At 46.4% G+C, this 18,033-nt stretch carries 20 protein-coding genes and 1 pseudogene; 17 read left to right on the top strand and 4 right to left on the bottom strand.

What is annotated here, in order from left to right; all coding sequences use genetic code 11:
* Window positions 1–112: pseudogene (locus tag QXV08_RS05735) on the bottom strand (pyruvate ferredoxin oxidoreductase); the annotation flags it as partial.
* Between the two features lie 153 nt (window positions 113–265).
* Between QXV08_RS05735 and QXV08_RS05740 the strand changes: the two are divergent.
* A complete protein-coding gene (locus QXV08_RS05740) occupies window positions 266–1,021 on the top strand; it encodes a DNA polymerase sliding clamp (protein WP_342786063.1) in 756 nt (251 codons plus the stop codon).
* A gap of 17 nt (window positions 1,022–1,038) precedes the next feature.
* Here QXV08_RS05740 and QXV08_RS05745 read toward each other — a convergent pair whose 3' ends face one another.
* Window positions 1,039–1,311: a hypothetical protein gene (locus tag QXV08_RS05745; RefSeq protein ID WP_342786061.1), complete on the bottom strand. Its 273-nt coding sequence runs from the start codon at window positions 1,309–1,311 to the stop codon at window positions 1,039–1,041.
* An 83-nt stretch (window positions 1,312–1,394) separates the two neighbouring features.
* On the opposite strand from QXV08_RS05745, the gene QXV08_RS05750 reads away from it, so the two are divergent.
* Window positions 1,395–1,769 (top strand): hypothetical protein, encoded by a 375-nt coding sequence (locus QXV08_RS05750; protein WP_342788121.1) that lies wholly within the window; start codon window positions 1,395–1,397, stop codon window positions 1,767–1,769.
* Between the two features lie 40 nt (window positions 1,770–1,809).
* Here QXV08_RS05750 and QXV08_RS05755 read toward each other — a convergent pair whose 3' ends face one another.
* Window positions 1,810–2,163 (bottom strand): hypothetical protein, encoded by a 354-nt coding sequence (locus QXV08_RS05755; protein WP_342786057.1) that lies wholly within the window; start codon window positions 2,161–2,163, stop codon window positions 1,810–1,812.
* 417 nt (window positions 2,164–2,580) lie between these two features.
* Between QXV08_RS05755 and QXV08_RS05760 the strand changes: the two genes are divergently transcribed.
* The 7 genes from QXV08_RS05760 (at window position 2,581) to QXV08_RS05790 (ending at window position 11,487) form a co-directional block, all read left to right on the top strand.
* Window positions 2,581–5,379: a DEAD/DEAH box helicase gene (locus QXV08_RS05760; RefSeq protein WP_342786055.1), complete on the top strand. Its 2,799-nt coding sequence runs from the start codon at window positions 2,581–2,583 to the stop codon at window positions 5,377–5,379.
* 79 nt (window positions 5,380–5,458) lie between these two features.
* A complete protein-coding gene (locus tag QXV08_RS05765) occupies window positions 5,459–7,408 on the top strand; it encodes a phosphoadenosine phosphosulfate reductase family protein (protein ID WP_342786053.1) in 1,950 nt (649 codons plus the stop codon).
* 152 nt (window positions 7,409–7,560) lie between these two features.
* On the top strand, window positions 7,561–8,391 hold the full coding sequence (locus tag QXV08_RS05770) for an RNA methyltransferase (protein ID WP_342786051.1): 831 nt from the start codon (window positions 7,561–7,563) through the stop codon (window positions 8,389–8,391).
* Window positions 8,392–8,471: 80 nt separating this feature from the next.
* Complete coding sequence (locus QXV08_RS05775; RefSeq protein ID WP_342786049.1) at window positions 8,472–9,662, top strand: 50S ribosomal protein L3; 1,191 nt, start codon at window positions 8,472–8,474, stop codon at window positions 9,660–9,662.
* Window positions 9,663–9,671: 9 nt separating this feature from the next.
* A complete protein-coding gene (rpl4p, locus tag QXV08_RS05780; protein WP_342786047.1) occupies window positions 9,672–10,490 on the top strand; it encodes a 50S ribosomal protein L4 in 819 nt (272 codons plus the stop codon).
* On the top strand, window positions 10,487–10,756 hold the full coding sequence (locus QXV08_RS05785) for a 50S ribosomal protein L23 (RefSeq protein WP_198011725.1): 270 nt from the start codon (window positions 10,487–10,489) through the stop codon (window positions 10,754–10,756). Before rpl4p ends, QXV08_RS05785 begins: the two co-directional genes overlap by 4 nt.
* A gap of 11 nt (window positions 10,757–10,767) precedes the next feature.
* Complete coding sequence (locus QXV08_RS05790) at window positions 10,768–11,487, top strand: 50S ribosomal protein L2 (RefSeq protein ID WP_342786045.1); 720 nt, start codon at window positions 10,768–10,770, stop codon at window positions 11,485–11,487.
* A 15-nt stretch (window positions 11,488–11,502) separates the two neighbouring features.
* On the opposite strand, the gene QXV08_RS05795 is transcribed toward QXV08_RS05790, so the two are convergent.
* Window positions 11,503–12,720: an RNA-guided endonuclease TnpB family protein gene (locus QXV08_RS05795; RefSeq protein WP_342786043.1), complete on the bottom strand. Its 1,218-nt coding sequence runs from the start codon at window positions 12,718–12,720 to the stop codon at window positions 11,503–11,505.
* Window positions 12,721–12,796: 76 nt separating this feature from the next.
* On the opposite strand from QXV08_RS05795, the gene QXV08_RS05800 reads away from it, so the two are divergent.
* From QXV08_RS05800 to QXV08_RS05835, 8 genes are all read left to right on the top strand, one after another.
* Window positions 12,797–12,940, top strand: coding sequence for a hypothetical protein (locus QXV08_RS05800; protein ID WP_342786041.1), 144 nt, complete (start codon window positions 12,797–12,799; stop codon window positions 12,938–12,940).
* Window positions 12,941–13,068: 128 nt separating this feature from the next.
* On the top strand, window positions 13,069–13,986 hold the full coding sequence (locus QXV08_RS05805; RefSeq protein WP_342786039.1) for a MoxR family ATPase: 918 nt from the start codon (window positions 13,069–13,071) through the stop codon (window positions 13,984–13,986).
* Window positions 13,970–15,880 (top strand): vWA domain-containing protein, encoded by a 1,911-nt coding sequence (locus QXV08_RS05810; protein WP_342786037.1) that lies wholly within the window; start codon window positions 13,970–13,972, stop codon window positions 15,878–15,880. Before QXV08_RS05805 ends, QXV08_RS05810 begins: the two co-directional genes overlap by 17 nt.
* A 36-nt stretch (window positions 15,881–15,916) precedes the next feature.
* Window positions 15,917–16,360 carry a 30S ribosomal protein S19 gene (locus QXV08_RS05815; RefSeq protein ID WP_342786035.1) on the top strand — a complete coding sequence of 148 codons (444 nt, stop codon included), beginning with the start codon at window positions 15,917–15,919 and terminating at the stop codon, window positions 16,358–16,360.
* Window positions 16,361–16,373: 13 nt separating this feature from the next.
* Window positions 16,374–16,847, top strand: a complete 474-nt coding sequence (locus QXV08_RS05820) for a 50S ribosomal protein L22 (protein ID WP_342786033.1) — start codon at window positions 16,374–16,376, stop codon at window positions 16,845–16,847.
* A gap of 2 nt (window positions 16,848–16,849) precedes the next feature.
* Window positions 16,850–17,521 (top strand): 30S ribosomal protein S3, encoded by a 672-nt coding sequence (locus QXV08_RS05825; protein WP_342786031.1) that lies wholly within the window; start codon window positions 16,850–16,852, stop codon window positions 17,519–17,521.
* Window positions 17,522–17,531: 10 nt separating this feature from the next.
* Entirely contained in the window at window positions 17,532–17,753 is a 222-nt protein-coding gene (gene rpmC, locus QXV08_RS05830; protein WP_342786119.1) for a 50S ribosomal protein L29, read from the top strand.
* A complete protein-coding gene (locus tag QXV08_RS05835) occupies window positions 17,753–18,031 on the top strand; it encodes a ribonuclease P protein subunit (protein ID WP_342786117.1) in 279 nt (92 codons plus the stop codon). Before rpmC ends, QXV08_RS05835 begins: the two co-directional genes overlap by 1 nt.
* The last annotated feature ends 2 nt before the right edge of the window (window positions 18,032–18,033 follow it).

Consider the following 18,033-nt stretch of genomic DNA (forward strand, 5'->3'; position numbering starts at 1 on the left):
ATGGGAATCCCTGGCCGTGTTTACCCTCGAGCATTGCTGCCTCTACTAGTATATTGGCTGCTGTTACAGCTCCTTGCCCTCCTCTCCCGTAGAATAATATCTCATGTAGCATTATTATACACCTATATATACACCTATATATCGATCGATACAATACATATTTTGGGCTAATAAATCCAACGGTTAAGACTATCTCTTCATATCGCTCCCTTGTGAATGAATATATTTTAACCACGTATAGAATTAGTTATCAGGGGTGGGTCAATTGTTTAAAGCTGTCTACCCTAATGCATCGAAGATGAAATATATTACACAGGCTATCGCGAAAATCACTGATGAAGCACCAATCTACGTGACACAGGAAGGGTTGGAGGTCAAGGTATTAAGCCCTGATAAATCGATGCTTAGCATAGTTAGAATACCTGCCATGAGCTTCGAGGAATATAGTGTTGAAAAAGAGGAGTCCTTCATCGTTGCATCAACGGATTTAAACAAGATAATGAGGCGTGGGACAAGGAACGATGTGTTAGTTATGGAGCTTGACAGGAGTAACAATGTGTTAAATATAGTGTTTAGAGATAGGAAAACAGGGCTTGAAAGGGTTTTCCAGCTAGAGCTATTACCGAGAACACCGGAGCCGGTTCCAGAATTAAACATTGAGCTAGGGGTAGTCGTTAAAATGATGGTTGAAGACTATATGAATATAATCGGGGACTTGAAAACCATTGGTGAGGAAGCAGTATTCGCTTATGAGGAAAACAAGTTAAAGATATCCTCCTCGGAGCAGCAGAAGGAGTATGTAGGCGTATTCACAGAGGGCTCGCCGCTCCTATACGCGTATTCATCGGTTGAGAAAGCAAGGGCAGTCTACAGTATCGACCTGCTGGCTGTAACAGTCAAACCGGCTTCAGCATCTAAACAGGTGACTATATCCTTTGACACGGATAAACCAGTGAAAGTAGAGTACGAGCTAGCCGGGGGAGGTCAACTAATATACTGGGTTGTCCCAAGAGTAGGCTAGCTGGTTAGAGGAGCTATCTAGGCCGAGGGCTTCCTGCTCTCACTGCTTAATTTCCCAAGTAGCTCCATTAATAGCTTCCTACGCTCCTCGGGGCTGGCAACCCTTGGTTGAGCAGGTTTCTCTAGTACGGCTTCAACGCGCCAAACCGGTCTAGGGCACTCGCTTCTCTTCAGGCATGATATACAGCACTTGGCATCAACTAGTAGGTTCTGGAACAGGGTGCATTGTTTAACAGGGCTGTAGTAGCCGCATACATCGCATCTCTCCCAATATATCGTCAATGTCGACACCCCTGAGTTTAATAATAGCTATGAAAATATTATAATGATGACGTAAAATACGTTATTCTAGCTGGTTTAAGGTGGTTTCAGCCGTGTTGAAGATTTTAATCGACCTAGCTAAAAGCCCTCGGATAGTGCTGGATAAGGAAGAGGCTCTAAGGTTGCTCACGGAGTATGCAGTCTTAAAGAAGTCGAGGGATCTAGAGGAGGCGATTAGGATAGTGAGAAATTTCACCGAGTACCTGTCTTACTCTAGGAGGAAGTTCGAGGAATACATTAACGTACCAAAGGATCCGGGGGATGCTCTGAGGGGCCGGGTCGTAGTGCATAGGATCAGGTTGTTTATGGATGGTGCCAGGGAGATGGTTGAGATAGTTTTCGATAGAAGAATTAATATCGATGAACTAGTCTCCATACTTAAAAAGATGGGCTTCACCGAGGTTACTATTGAGGAGCAGAGGATCTAACCTCCTCTCAACCCTAAAGAGCTGGGTTTTCAGTTGTAAGCTATTTTTTCTTCTCCTTTCTGCTTTTCTTCCCCTTGCTTTTGCTTTTACTTGTCTTCCTCTTCTTCCCTTTACTCTTCTTCTTAGCCTTCTTCCCAGTGGTCTCCTTTGCGGTCTCATGGGTTTTCTCATGTTTATCATGGGATAGCTGTGTCGGGATTATTTTAGTCAACTCCTCTATGCTTGCCTCCCCCTTCAGTATCCTACGCCATGTTTTCGTGACGTCTAGTAATAGCTTCAACTGCTCTATTTGTACTTCCTTCCCTTCTTCTTCCTCGTATTCCTCCTCTATCATCTCTTCTTCTAGGGTAATGTCTTCCTCGTATTCCGTCTCGTTTTCATTAAATAAAAGCATGACTTACACCCCTCTCTTGTTTAGAAAATGTTTTTATCTAGATTTTAAACTAAGATTAACCGATAATTACAGCTGAAAGCCTCGTCCTTCAGGGCGGAGGGGTTGTCAGAACTAGGAGCCTCATTCTTTAAGGTGAGGTGTTGTAGTGTTTATATTGTTTTGATGCTGATACTATAATAAGATGACATAGTATTGTTGGTGTATACTCCTAGTGTATGAGCTATTCTTTCTCCCAGGATGCAAAAAGAAACCGTTCCTATGTATTACTGTTATTACTTTCTTGTTCGTATGCGAGTCAACATAATGCCACTCACACGTGTTGTAGCCGATTATCTTAGCCCTAAACCTCGATATGGTATTTCCTGAGTGTTTAAACTGGTTTAAAGCCCTTAGATTAAAACGGGTAGCTGAGTAGCCATGAGCGGTATTGTAGAATGCATCAGGAAGCTGGGATACAAGAGTTTCACAGAGCTTCAGAAAAAAGCTTTTAACAAGGTAGCTGGGGAAGGCAGGTCAGTGTTAATACTGGCTCCAACCGGTAGTGGTAAAACAGAGGCTGCTGTGTTACCGGTTTTCTACAGGGTTAGAGTTGAAGGGCTGAAACCCATCGCGGTAATCTACATTACTCCCCTAAGGGCTTTAAACAGGGATATTGAGGGGAGAATCAAGAAGATTGCATCCTGCTTCGAGCTCAGCGTCGCAGTAAGGCATGGTGATACGCCTGAGAAGGCGCGCAGAGAGCTAGCTGATAACCCGCCCCATGTATTAATCACCACGCCCGAGTCATTCGCGTACATAATTGTCAACGAGAAGCTCCGCCATTACATCGCTAACACAAGGTACTTGATAATCGATGAATTCCATGAAATGGTGAGGAGTAAGCGTGGACTATTATTCCTGACAATACTATACCTACTCGGGGAGTACCATGGCTTTAAACCATTAAGGATAGCGCTATCTGCAACCCTCTCCAACCCTAGTGAGTACCTTAAACTGTTATCCCCTATAGGTGAAGATGTAGAGGTCATCGTGGATGAATACGTTAAGAAGATGGATGTAAAGGTTGTGGTATCCGGTAAACCCGGCTTGCTGAGTCTACTGGGTGATGACTCCGTTGACCCTAGGTTATCCTATATAGTGGATGCTGGAAGAAGGTATAAGGGGGTACTGGTTTTCACGAACACGCGCTCGCTTGCGGAAATGCTTGGTTCCCTACTGAGGAAGCTTATCGAGAAGCATGGTTTAGACCTCAAGGTGGGTGTGCATCATGGTAGTTTATCCCGTAGTCGCAGAGAGGAGGTTGAGTCTGGATTTAAACAAGGAGAATTAAATATATTGGTTGCTACATCGAGTATGGAGCTCGGTATAGATATCGGGCACATCGACTTCGTTATCCAGTATTTATCGCCCAGGCAGTCCTCGAGGCTTATTCAAAGGATTGGGAGAAGCGGGCACAGGCTTAAAGGCATCGGCCGTGGGGTGGTGTTGAGCACGATCAATCTACTACACCTATTGGAATCCCTGATCCTCGTTGACGAGGCTTTGAGAAATAAAGTGGAGAAGGAAGAGGTGATATCTAAACCGCTTGATGTCCTAGCATACGCCATGGCACTACTAGTCCTCTTGAATCCTGGTGGTGTCAACAGGGATGAACTATATGATAGGCTGGTGAGGCATGTTCTATACCGTGATCTATCCCCCGAGGAATTCAATAGGCTAATCGAATACATGGTCTACACACACGTCTTAAGGGATGATGGAGGATTACTTAAGCCCACTAGAAAGACTAGGCTCTATGTCTATAGGACATCAATGATCCCTTCTACAAGGGACATCCATGTCGTAGAGGTTTCAACAGGTAGGACCATAGGCTCCCTAAACGAGGAATACGTTATACTGAGGCTTAGGCCGGATGACGTGATCATTCTAGCAGGGGAGGCATGGAGGGTAATAGGATTTGATGATGAAAAAGGGCATCTCTATGTTGAGAAAACAAAGGGTGACTACGCCGAGTCGCTCATACCGCACTGGGAAGGCGAGAATATACCGGTTGACACGCGTGTAGCGTTGAGAATTGGTGAGGTAATAGACTATGTAAAGAAGAATAAGAGCCTCCCAGAAGAGCTTAAGAAGTTGTTGGAGACTAATGTGGAGATACCTTGGAGCCTCGCCGAGGAATTAAGCGGGTATAGCAGGATATATGTCGACTACGTGGAGAAAATGAACCTTCTCATCATAAATATTAATGCTGGAAGCAAGGTGAATAGTTTAATACGCGACGTCATCACGTACCTGCTTAGACAGAGATTCCCCATCGTGGATTTCACATCGTATTCTTCTCCCTACGCTGTCTTGGTGAGGGTGAAGGGCTATATATATCCGGCTGAACTGATCAATACCGTTAAAACGATAATCATAAACCTGGGGAAATACATCGACAACAACGCGTTCCTAAGGAGTATTGTGAAGGATAGCCAGGCATTATACTGGAGGATATACCAGGTTGCCCAGAGATTCGGAGCTATAACGCCTGGGGAGACCGGGGTGACGAAGTCCATGCTTAATGCATTAGCCGACACCATTATAGGTGAGGAAGCATTTAAGGAAGTCCTTATAAAGGACTATGACTTGGAGTCGGCTCGGAGCATAGCCTCATTAATTACCGGGGGAGGCATAAGTGTTGAAACCAGGGTCTACGATGACCTGGCTAGACACCACTTGGAGATACTCGGGTATATTGAGCTACCTATTAGGAAGGATGTTGTAAACATAGATATATCCCAGTACTTGGAGAGACTCCTTGAGAGAGAACTAACACTACTATGCCTTAAATGCGGGTACATCAAGCAAGGCAAGGTGAGGGAGCTACTCGAGATAGGTAAGTACTCATGTCCCAGATGCGGTCTTGCCACGTTAACTATTGTTAAAGGAGATGTGGAGGAGGAGAAAGGCATCGTTGAAAAGTTGAGGAGAGGGATGGAATTGAAGGGTGGCGAGCGCCGCCTCTTAGATGACCTCGCCAAGAGAGCGGTTATACTCTATAAATTCGGTAAGCAAGCCCTTCTGGTTTTCGCTGGAAGAGGAGTGGGAACCAGTGAGGCCGTAAGAATACTTAACAATGCCTCGAGGGGTACAGATCTAGTTAGAGAGATATATGAGAGGGAGAAGACATTTCTACGGGTTAAGAAATATATTGACAGCAAGGATGATAAGTAGCCTGCATCAAACTGGTTCAACTCAATCTAAATTAGGTTGATTGTATAGATGATAATCTAGGTAGGTCTAGTGATGCTGTATGGTGAGGATCTGGCCTAAAACAGCGAAGATATACTGGGATCCATGGAGAAACATACCTGTTGTCAGACCTAGGCAGGAGGAGTTGGATTTATACTATGCAGTAAGGCTCAGCGAGCCCGGTGATGCCAGGCCTGTCTTCCCCGGTGACCTGGAGAAGCTCAAGGACGCCATACTATATGAGTATGGGAGCGATAAAGTATATATGAGGCTCTTCAACACCGGCTTTATGCTGTTTAATAAGGTCCCGCACTGGGACTTAATGTATGAGATAGTGTCATCTGGAAACGTCCTCGGCCAATTATATTATGACCCATTCAGGGAGAAATGGAGGTTTAGGCTGACATACTCCGGGGCATATATTGCTAGCGAGGAGGGATTAGTTGATAAAGCTGTGCTGGAGGGGCCGATCTACACTGGTAGGGAGGTTAAGCCGGCTCCGAGTACTAGTATGAGACAATTGATCATCGTAGACAAGACGGGGAATATAAGGGGTCTTGGGGAGGTATACGGGGATAGCTTAATAATTGTTAAGACGTTCCATGATAGAACAATGCCCGTGGAAACCAGTGGTAAATCAGCCTCTATCGAAGACGTGTTAAAGCATAATGAGGAGGGCTTGGAGGCTTTAGCTGGGAAATCTATTTCATACCTGAAGAGGCTTAGAGGAAAGTATAGACTCCCAGTTTCAGTCTCATACTCCGGCGGTAAGGACAGCCTTGTGGCGCTTGACCTAGCATACAAGGCTTTCGGAGAGCTTGAAATGGTTTTCAACGATACAGGGCTTGAACTACCTGAGACAATAAAGAATGTACATGAGGTCTCGGAGAAGTATGGTGTGAGACTACATATCGCATCAGCCGGAGATATATTCTGGAGAGCTGTAACAGTCTTCGGTCCCCCCGGTAAAGACTATCGCTGGTGCTGTAAGGTCGCTAAGCTGGTTCCAATAGCCAGGTTAACGAGGACCCTATGGCCTAACGGGGCTTTAAACATAGTTGGACAGAGGGCTTTCGAGTCGCTTGACAGGGCGAAGAGCCCGAGGGTGTGGAGGAATAAGTGGATACCCCACTTAGTGTCGACGTCGCCTATACAGGAGTGGAGCCAGCTGGAGTGCTGGCTCTACATATTCAAGCATAAGCTACCATACAATAAACTCTATGAGCGTGGATTCGATAGGCTGGGATGCTTCCTATGCCCCTCAAGCGCTCTAGCCGAGTTCAAGGATGTTGAGAAGGAGTATCCGGAGCTCTGGGGTAAATGGGAAAGGATCCTGGAGGAGTGGCGTGTTAAGCTGGGTCAGCCAGCTGAATGGGTGAAGCTGGGATTGTGGAGATGGCTTACGCCGGCATCGGCTAAGAGGAGGATCGCTAGACATATTGAAAACTATAGTATAGACTGGAGGAGGGAGTATACTAATAGGTTACTGGGGAGCAGTATAAATCTAGCACCTCTTGAAATAGTGGAGTCGGATAACGAGTTGAAGATATTGTTCAACAAGGAGGTTCTAGCACCAAGCATCAGGGAGGTTGTTAAGGTGAATATGGGTAGGCTGGGATACAGTGTGGAGGAGCAGGAAGACGTATTCAGGGTTTCATCAGTGAACACGGTTATAACGGTCTCGGAGAGAAGCATCCATGTAAAGCCGTTTATGAATAGTGAGAACACAGAGGATCTTGTAGACCTCCTCAAGGTGATCTATAGAGCATATGGATGCGTTAAATGTGGGAGTTGTATACTCTGGATACCACCAGGCAACGCTATGCTTACGCAAAATGGGCCAATACCTTTAAAGAACCTGGATGATAAAACCAGGAGGTTCTACTTGGAGGCATGCCCTATAAGCGATCAACTAGTGGAGAAGACGCTGGTACCACTCATACTTGGAACCCCTAAAGCATTCAAGCGTAAGACTCGTAGAAGGATAATCACTAGCGAACACTATGGCTGAGAACATATAGTTGTGAAGCATTATTATAAACCTCGGTAATGCTTAAACTGTAGAGGGTGATTTAGATGGGTGGACGGCAGAAGACAACTATTTTCATGGTTAAGGAGAGGAGGAGAGAGTCCCAGAGTAGTCAGAAGAAAGGGTAGGGTTGAGTGGCCAGGATAGGTTTAAGCATTGTTCTACCTACAAGCATCCTCTCGGTGGAGCCCACCCTGTTTTTAAAGTCCCTCAGGATACACCAGGTTGCTCGTTGGTCCTCTATATTCGGTGTTAACAGGGTGGTGTTTTACCGTGAATATGAGACGTCTCGAGACGAGTTCCGTGAGCATAGAGAGATCATAAGTGTTCACTGGAGATACTTCTTCACACCCCCATACTTGAGGAGAAGACTTGTTCCACGCAATCCCTTGCTCCGCTACGTGGGGGCTCTGCCCCCTATAAGGCTCTCAGAGTTCAATGTATCGGGTAAACCGGTTGATGGTGAGGAGAGGATAGGGTTTATTACTCTTGAAGAGGGCAGGCTTACCGCTTACTTGGATAACGTTGAGAAATATAGCTTAGTGAATCCGGGTGAGTGCAGACAGGGGTTTTCAAGGGTCAGGGTTATCGATTCCAGGAGGAGGCTTGCCGAGTGTATTGATACAGAGTACTATATTGGTCCATCACTGGTATTCAGGGGCTCACTTAGAGAGGTCCTGGATGAGGCTGGCGGGAAAGTATTCATTATTGCAACAGATAAGACTGGGGAGGCACCCTCGTCGAGTAAGCTTGCCTCTCTCAAGGAGAGGAAGGAGTTGATGCTGTTATTCGGGAGCCCTGAGCATGATTTATTCGAGATATCACGGGGCGAGGGGTTCGATCTATTAGAGCATGTTGACGCAGTGTGGAATACTATACCGGGTCAGTGTGTTGTATCCGTTAGAACCGAGGAGGCAGTTATAATAACCCTTGGACTCCTAAATTACTGGTTGAAAAAGGAGTAGTGTATATAAGTGCTCATACATTATCTAACACTATGCTTTTAAAACCTGTTTACCTATAGAAGCCTTGAAGGTGTTTAGGGATGGGTCATAGGAAGCTGCATGCGCCAAGGCATGGTAGTCTAGGTGTAAGGCCAAGGAAGAGGGCTGAAGAGCTGACTCCCAGAGTTAAGAGATGGCCTGAGAAATCATGGTTCGATATACTAGTGGAGAGGCTTGGAAACGAGGCTGCATCACAGGGTGTAGTAGCTAGGCCAGTGCTCCTGGGGTTCCCAGCGTACAAGGCCGGGATGACTCATGCTATAATAGTTGAGGATAGACCAAACACTCCGGTGACAGGTAAGGAGGTATTTACGCCTGTAACTGTACTTGATGCCCCACCGATAGTAGTGCTCGGTGTGAGAACCTACATTATTGATGAGGAGGGATACTTGAAGACCAAAGGTGAGGCTTGGAGGAGCCCCTATGGCGCTGTTGCAAAAGCTTTCGAGGAGCTCTATGCTGGCAACCCATTGATGGGGATTAGTGTGAAAGATGTTGTGAGAAAATATCTGCATGGATTAAGAAAGGTGAATCATGGACTAGTTAAGCCTGAGCCATCAAGTGAATACGGCTTCAAGTTTGTTGCCGAGAGTAGTGAAAGCGAGTTAAAGGATGCTCTTAGCGGTGAGATAGCCGATGTGAGGGTAATAGCTTCAACGATACCGGTGTTATCTGGTATAGGTAAGAAGAAGCCTGAAATAGTCGAGTTGAAGATCGGTGGGGGCAGTATAGATGAGAGATTGAAGTATGCCGAAGGCATTCTAGGCGGCTACGTTAAAGCATCAGATGTCTTCATGGAGGGACAGTTCGTGGATGTCATCGGTGTAACAAAGGGTAAGGGTTTCCAGGGAGTTGTAAAGAGGTTTGGTGTTAAGGAGCTACCCAGGTGGCATAAGCACAGGAAGGGTAGTAGGAAAATTGGTGCCAGGAGCCCGGGCTTCGGTACTATGAGTGAGCCGCCACAGGCCGGCCAAATGGGTTTCCATAGGAGGACTGAGTATAACAAGAGAATACTTAGGATGGGGTTGAATGGGTTGGAGACAACTATTGAAGGCGGCTTCCTACACTACGGGCTTGTTTACGGCCCATATATAATGCTTAAGGGCACGGTGTTCGGGCCTGCGAAGAGAATGCTTATACTGCGCCACCCGATTAGACCTAACTTAAAATGGCTACCTCTCTCAGGCCCTAAGATAGCTTATTTAAGCCTTGAGAGCAAGCAGGGCATTTAGGTGGTGGTTATGACTCTCGAGACAATTACTCCATTAGCCTTTAAGGAGAAGATAAAGGTCAACGTATACGGTGTCGACGGTAACGTGGTCGGTGAGATTGAGCTGCCAGAGTTATTTAATGTACCAATACGTGGAGACCTCATTAGAAGAGCCTTCCTATCAGCGTTTACGGCGATGCTGCAGCCGAAGGGAAGGGATCCCTTGGCTGGTAAAAGAACCACGGCTAAATACTGGGGTGTTGGATACGGTTTAGCCAGGGTGCCAAGGCTACCCAATGGTACAGCAAGGTTTGTTGTAAGCACTAGAAAAGGACACGCAGCTTTTCCACCTAGACCCGATGAGAGGATACATGAAGAGGTGAATAAGAAGGAAAGAGTTATGGCTATAATCTCAGCGCTTGCAGCCACCTCGAGACCCGAGCTAGTAAGGGAGAGAGGACATGTATTTACACCTAGCAGGCTCCCTGTGATCATAGTGGATGAAGCCGAGTCAAGTATTTCTAAAACTATACAGGTTAGGGAGTACCTGGAGAAGATAGGATTGTGGAGTGATGTAGAGAGAAGTATGGATGGCATGGGTATAAGGGCTGGTAGAGGTAAGATGAGGGGGAGGACCTACGTGGAGCCACGCAGCATATTATTTATTGTGTCAAGTTACAGTGTGCCACTTGCGAAGGCTGTAAGAAACCTCCCTGGGGTAGACATAGCGACACCTGGGAATCTAAGCATCCTGCATCTGGCCCCAGGTGGTGTGCCGGGTAGGTTAACGGTTATATCTATGAAGGCTCTTAACGAGCTTGCTTCAAAATATAGGGTGAGACCGCTATGAGTATGGATAGACTATACAAGGTCATTATTAGGCCTCTCCAAAGCGAGAAAGCTTTAACGCTCATCGATAAACAGAACACTCTGACATTCATTGTAGATATAGATGCAAGCAAGACCGAGATTAAGAGGGCTGTCGAGGAATTATTTAACGTCAAGGTCGAGGACGTCAGGACGCTCATTACTCCGAGAGGGGAGAAGAAGGCATATGTTAAACTAGCCCCAGAGTATAAGGCCAGCGAGGTTGCTTCGCAGCTGGGATTAATCTAGGGTGGTGATATATGGGTAAGAGGATTATACCTCAGAGAAGGGGTAAGGCTTCCCCGGTATTCAAGACACCTGATCACATACATGTAGCACCAGCCAGATACCCGTTGCTAGACCCCTCTAAAACCTATAAAGCTGTAGTAGAGGACTTAATCCATGACCCCGGTAGATGGGTACCTCTGGCCCAGGTTAAACTGGAGACAGGGCTAGTATTCTACGTCCCCGCTGTCGAGGGAATGTATGCTGGGCAGATAATCGAGATAGGTCCTGAAGCCAAGCCTGTCAACGGCAATATACTCCCGGTAGGCATGATCCCCGAGGGAATGCAGGTTGTAAATATAGAGAAGAGGCCTGGTGATGGAGGGAAATTTGTCCGGGCAAGTGGTACATACGCCATTATTGTTGGCAGAGCTGGTGGTAAAACACAGGTTCAACTACCGAGTGGTAGAGTAATCGAGGTTCCCAACGAGTCCAGGGCCATGATCGGCGTGATAGCTGGGGGTGGTAGATTAGAGAAGCCCTTATTGAAAGCTGGTGCAGCATATTATAAGTGGAGCGCTAAAAGTCGCGTGTGGCCTAAGGTTAGAGGCGTAGCAATGAATGCAGCGTTCCATCCCCATGGTGGTGGTAGCCATCAGCATGTAGGTAGGCCGAGCACGGTAGCACGTAATACTCCACCAGGTAGAAAGGTAGGGCACATAGCTGCTAGGAGGACAGGTAGGAGAAAAGGCTAGTCTTTTCATAGGGGTTCAGGTCTGACATAGATTTATGTTAGTTGATATCATCCCCTCATTTTTGTTCCCCCGCATCCCGCTCGGGTTTGCATCTGGCTTGGGGGCGTTCAGGGCGACCCCGGACACCCCACATCTCGAGTATCTAATGAATAGATTTGTACATGCTATAACGTCTCTGTCTCCTATGAAGCCGCACTTCTTGCACTTCAGAACTCTGTAGCCAGCTTCAATTAGGTTGCCGCCGCATCTCGGGCACCTCGACGAGGTCTTCCTCGGATTTACATAGGCTGTTTCCAGCCTTTTCTCAAGGGCTTTGTACTCTATTGCGAACTGTATTCTCCTATAGAACCAGAGAGATAGCTTTTTGTTGAAGCTTCTGCTCTTCTTAGCGTTCTCCCTAACCTTCTTCAGGTTCTCAAGCACAATTATCGAACCATATTTACTTGCCAGCTCCGCTACTAGGTCCCCAAGCTTGTACACGTAGTCAAAAGCAATACTTCTGATTCTTTCACCATGTCTCTTAATAACCCTTCTAACACCTTTGATGAACCTCCACGACCTTGGGTATCTCCTCTGTATTCTCTCAACCCATATCCTGTGAGTTAATAGTTTTCTGAGAGGAGTCCTAAACCTCTTAACTCTAAGCAACTTACCGCTCTTAGAGAACACAACTAATGTTACATTGTCAAAGTTTATGTCTACTGCCATAACAGTTCTGGAGTTCTTCAGCTCAACAACCTTCTTAAAGTATATCGACACCCAGTAATCTTTTCCATCATATCTGATAGCAATCTCATAGTTGTTCCATCCAAGGAACTTCTCTATCCTCTCCTTGGGCACTAACAGCTTCAGCTTGGCTTCGTAGCCGTTGTGGAGCTTTAGCACCAATATCCTATTCTCTAGGTTTAGCCTGTAGTCGTACTTGTCTATTCTAGCCGTTAATTTTCTCAGAATCGGCTTTTTGCCACTATTTCTCTTTGCTGATTTCACAATAGCTTTGGCGTAGCTGTATATCTGTTTAGCGTGGTGTGCTCTCAACCCATAGCTCACGAGCTTGCTGTAGAATATTTTGTGGAGTGTTTTTAAGGAAGGTGTTGTCTCCAAGCTCCACATGCTGTTTACAACAAGCTGTGTTGCATCACGGAATAACCTCAGGAACTCCAAGAGCTTCTCATCGCTACCCTCAGGGAGAGCCCTGACCTTGAGCGTTTCAACCAGCTCTCGCACCCTCATCGAGTAGCTCCCAAATGTAATTATTGGTGAGAAAACTTAAAAGCTTTTTCCACACATCTATGTCTCTGGTGTCCCTATGCCAGTCTATGTAGTTGAAGGTAGCATAATGAGGTATAAGAGGGACTACTACGTAGTATACCCGCTCGGAAGAGAGAACAGGGAGAAGCTGAGAAAACTGCATGGAAAGAGGGTATACGCAGTAATAGTAGTGGAGGAATAACATCAACCGATACAAACCTATATGAAAACTAAAACAGCAACCAAAGGCGTTATTAATAAATCCCTTTAACTACTTCCTTGTAATTGGATAATGCTTAACGGTTCCACATTATTGAATGGGTTGTAATCATGGTAGTTGACTCTATGGATCCCATTGTTAGAAAGGTTTATGATATATATGGCCAGGTGGTTGAGGCTAGGCAACCTGTCAGGGATCCCGAGGGGATGATAAGAGCTTTAAGGGAAGAGTTTAAGCTCGTGGTTAAACCCTATGTCGTTTACCTAACCATTTCAGCCTTCATCAATAACAGGCCTGTCCTCTATGAGGGTCCCCCGGGTACCGGTAAGACCGAGATAGGTGAGGCCATATTATATCTATGGAGCGGTAGAAAGCCCTTTATACTCCCATGTAGTGAAAACTATGATGAATACAGGGTCATAGGGGACTTCCACCCGGCAATAGCCATGTCAAAGGGTTTTAATGAGGAGAGCTTCATACCTAGGCCGTTGCTAGCCGGCTTGATAATGGAGACCGGTGTCCTAATAGATGAGATAAGGAGAAGTAGTGAGGAGTTCCAGAACCTCTTGTTAGATATTATTGATAAAAGGAGGATAATAATACCGGAGTTGAAGAGGGTTTACAGGCAGAATGGATCAGGGTTTCAAGTAGTATTCACAAGCAACCCCTATGATATTGCCCAGGGAGAGCTTAGTGACGCCTTCCTAAGGAGGGTTGTTAGGATAGAGTTCCAGTATCCATCCATGGAAGAGGAGTATGAGATAGTGGAGTTAAAACTAGGTGACTTAAGCAGTAGGCTCAGTGATGCGGTGATATTTAAGGCTCTTGAAGCGGTTAGGAAGCTGAGGAGTAAAGCAGTATACAAGCCCGGGATCTCTGACACGGTTGCATGGCTCACTCTAACCGCGCTACTATCCAATATCAAGGGTAAGAGTAAGGCTAGCGAGGAAGAACTACGTGAAGCCGGGAGGGCCGTGCTCTATAAGAATCCAGAGGATGAGGAATTAGTCAATGAGATACTTGGATAACGTTGAAGAGTTGAGAAGGCTCATCGATGAAAGGATACGGGTTGAACTAGATGAGCTTAGGGGGGCTCTAGGGGAGTTTAAGAAGGCTTCCATCGACAAGTTGGTATTATATATTGGAATGAAGCTTGCTCTATCAATGATCACTAGTGACCCCATCCTCCTCGCTGAGTTAAGGGATAAACTGGTTGAATCCCTAGGACTCACGTATAGGAGGCAGGTTGAGCCAAGCGATACCGTGGAGTTGTTTACACTGGATGAGAAATTATATAGGAGGCTAGGTAGGGCACGGGTTCTAACCATTAGCAGTATACTCGGCGAGGAGTCTTCGAGGGGAGAGCTGCTCACATACATATGGATGAGGAAGGCAGGGATCCTGAAGAAGCGATCCAACGGTTCCCTAGTAGTCGATAGAGACGAGTTGTCGAGGCACCGGGCTGGCTCCACATATAGGTTAGAGTTAAATGATATAAAGCGGTTCCTCGGTGAGATACCTAGTAGGCTCTGGAGTAAAGTACTCACTGAGGACTTATTAAATAGTGCTAAGACAGGGGACTTAGTGTCCCTAGCCGAGAAGTTCTACGGGTTCAACCATAGCGTGGATAGTAGGATAATCAGTGAGCTGAGGAGGCGTATAGTAGAGGGATGGATGCCCTCGTTCAATGATGCACGTAGACTCGAGAAAGTACTGGGGAAGGTTCTTAAAGGGGTTAAAGCAGACATACCCCCGCATCTACTTCAATACATGGATAACGCTGCCGAGTATGTGAAAGAGAAGGGAAGAGAGCTTGCTGAGAGGATAGAGGAGCTCCCGTTGAAGGAGAGATGGGGGGTTTTAAGGGGGCTTAGACAAAGGGTGAGGGATACTGATTTCTATAAGCACCTTAACCCCATATCGCTAATGGAGTTAAAGAGCCTTGGTAGCCTGGATAAAGCTCTCGCCAGCAAGATAATGCTGGGGGAGGTTATAGGGAGCTATGTGGAGTACATGTTGACCCGTGATACCTCCTTCAAAGTTTACGCCTTATACATTGCTGAGAGAATTGATCCATCTATGCTGGAGCCTGTGTACAGGCCAGTGCTCGAGAGTATTATTGTAGGCGATGAGAAGAAGCTATTGTTCCACCTTGGCAGGGAAATAGGCTTCGACCTGATAGAGCTAATCTCGATAAAGCTCACTGAGGAGTATTCTAGGAGTGGAGCCATCGATCAATCCCTCGTGAAGCGAGCAATAGCCATCGGCATGAGGCTGTTGAACTACATGAAGGGCGGGGAGGGCTATGCGTGGAGGATCGAGAAGACGGGTTTAAGAGGTAGGCTTGACACCAGGGGCACGGTGTATAAGAGGATTCGTTTAAGCAATGAAATAGTCTATAGGAGACATAGGAGAAGGCAACGCATGGTAGGCGTTGTAGATGTAAGTGGTAGCATGGCTAGGTTTGCTCTATGGTCGATCCTCTCTTTGGCAGTGTTATTCCCAAGTGTCTCATACATAGTGTTGTTTAGTGAGAGAAGCCATGTATATAGATCCCCGGTTAAGAAGACTACCCGGATGCTCGCAGGCTTCCTGGAGAAACTATATACGGAGGGATTCAAGGGGTATACTAATATATCTGATGCATTAAGGAAAGCCGGTGAGTTAGCTCTGAGAAGTAACTCTAAGACCATTGTGGTATTCAGTGACTTAAAGCAGACGATCCCTGATGTAGACCCATGGATCGTTGCTGGCGAGCTTGTTAAGAAGGGATTGAAGGTGATCATCGTAGTGCCGCGTAGCATCGAGGAGGAAACTATAGAGAAGTATAGGAAAGAGGGATGTGATGTCGTGGTTGTCGAGAACCCTGAGAACATAGCAAACATTTTAAAAAGGAGGATAAATCTTAAAAATAGAGTCTAGTAGTGTCTATTACGTGAGTGCTTAACGTGTGAGGGGATGATGGATTTGGCGGTGAATTTACAGGATCTCCCGGTGGAATGGAGGAAGTTCAAGTATAGGGGTAAGAGCCTCGAGGAACTCTTGAATATGTCGATGGATGAACTCGTGACGTTGCTACCGGCTAGGCAGAGAAGGAGCTTGAAAAGGGGTTTAACAAAGGCCCAGATAAAGTTGCTTGCGAAGATAAGGAAGATAGCCAGGAACCCTGAGCTAGCTAGGAAAGCCGTGATAAAGACGCATGTAAGGGATATGGTGGTTCTCCCGGAGATGGTGGGATTGACGATTGCTGTGTATAATGGGAAAGAGTTTATCCCGGTTAAAGTCACGCCGGAGATGATAGGTCATTACCTTGGTGAGTTCAGCCCCACTACCAAGAAGGTTACTCATGGTGAGCCAGGACTTAAGGCTACAAGGGCAAGTCGCTTCGTAGCCATGAAGTAGAGGTGTTACATGTATGCCTACATGGCATTACTCTGTAAAACTCGAGGATGAATCAAAAATCGCTAAGGCAGTCAGGTATGATATACCGGTCTCAATAAAATATATGCGTGAAATAGCTTACACGCTTAAAGGGATGAAGTTGAGTGAGGCCATCAGGTTCCTCGAAGACGTTGTGAAAATGAAGCAGGCTGTCCCATTTAGAAGGTATCATGGGAAGCTGAGCCATAAGAAGGGCCTAGCTGATAGGTTTAAGTGGCCTATTGGCAGATACCCTGTTAAGGGAGCTAGATATGCTTTGGAAGTCCTCAGGAATGTTGAGGCTAATGCTGAGAACAAGGGGCTTGACAAGGATAAACTGGTGATAATCCATATAGCGGCCCATAAAGGGGTTACGTTGAAGAGGTATATGCCGCGTGCTTTCGGTCGGGCCACTCCTAAGTTCCGTAGAATGAGTAACCTAGAGGTCATTGTTAAGGAGGTTGGTTAAGCATGGTCGGGCCCCGGGTTAAATCGTACTTCCTTGAATATGGGTTGAAGAAACTAATGATCGATGAGTTTCTGGCACACTACTTCAAGGATGCTGGATACGCTGATGTAGAGTTATATAGGACTCCAACAGGCTATCGTGTCGTCATACATGCTGAGTACCCTGGTAGACTAATAGGTAGGGGAGGTAGCGTTATAAAGAAGCTGTCCACGATACTCCAGAATAGATTCGGCCTCGACAATGTTAACATAACGATATCGCCTGTAATAGACCCTGATTTAAACGCTAGGGTTGTGGCGCTCAGAATTGTTAGGGCATTGGAGAAAGAGATACCTTTCCGCCGGGTAATGATGTACATGCTTAAAAGGGTGATGGATGCTGGCGCAGTTGGCGCCGAGATCATTATAAGCGGTAAACTGAGGGGTGAAAGGGCGACATATGAGAAGCTTAAGGCCGGGAAAGTGTACAAGGCTGGCGAGCCAGTGGAGTACATAGTTGACAGGGCAGTAGTCAAAGCACTCTTAAAGCCTGGTATATTCGGTGTTGAAGTCGTCATTGTTAAACCAGGTATAAAGATGCCTGACCACGTTGAGATAAAGACCCTGAAACCCGAGGAGCTGGAGGCTTTAAAGCCAGCTAAGGCAGCAGAGGGTGGTGGTAGTGAAGGCAAGTGAGATAAGGAGGATGGCCCCGGAGGAGAGGCTTAGGAAACTAAATGAATTAAGGCTAGAGCTGGTTAAGCTAAGGCTTCAGGCTAGAATGGGTACTCTGACGAATACCGCTAGAATACGGAATGTGAGGCGCGATATCGCGAGGATATCAACGGTGATCAATGAGGAGGGCGGCGTGCCCGTGAGCGGGGCAAGCACTACTAGTGGAGAAACTGGCTCAGAGGGTCAGGCGTGATGAGGGTGAGTAGTAGGAACATCGCCTACCACGAGCTCATAGGGCTAGAGGTCAGGATCCTACAGTACCCTGATCCATCGCTTGTGGGGTTGAAGGGTAGGGTGGTTGATGAGACGTTGAAAACCCTTGTTATTGAGACTCTATCTGGTAGAAGGGTGAGGATTTTTAAGTTCAACAGTGTACTCGAGTTCATGCTTCCTGACGGGGAAGCCGTGGTTATTAAAGGGTCTACGATTATTGGTAGACCCTGGGATAGATTGAAAATGGTTTCGAGGTAGGT

It is taken from the genome of Desulfurococcus sp., from assembly GCF_038881575.1.
In the GTDB taxonomy this organism is placed as follows: domain Archaea; phylum Thermoproteota; class Thermoprotei_A; order Sulfolobales; family Desulfurococcaceae; genus Desulfurococcus.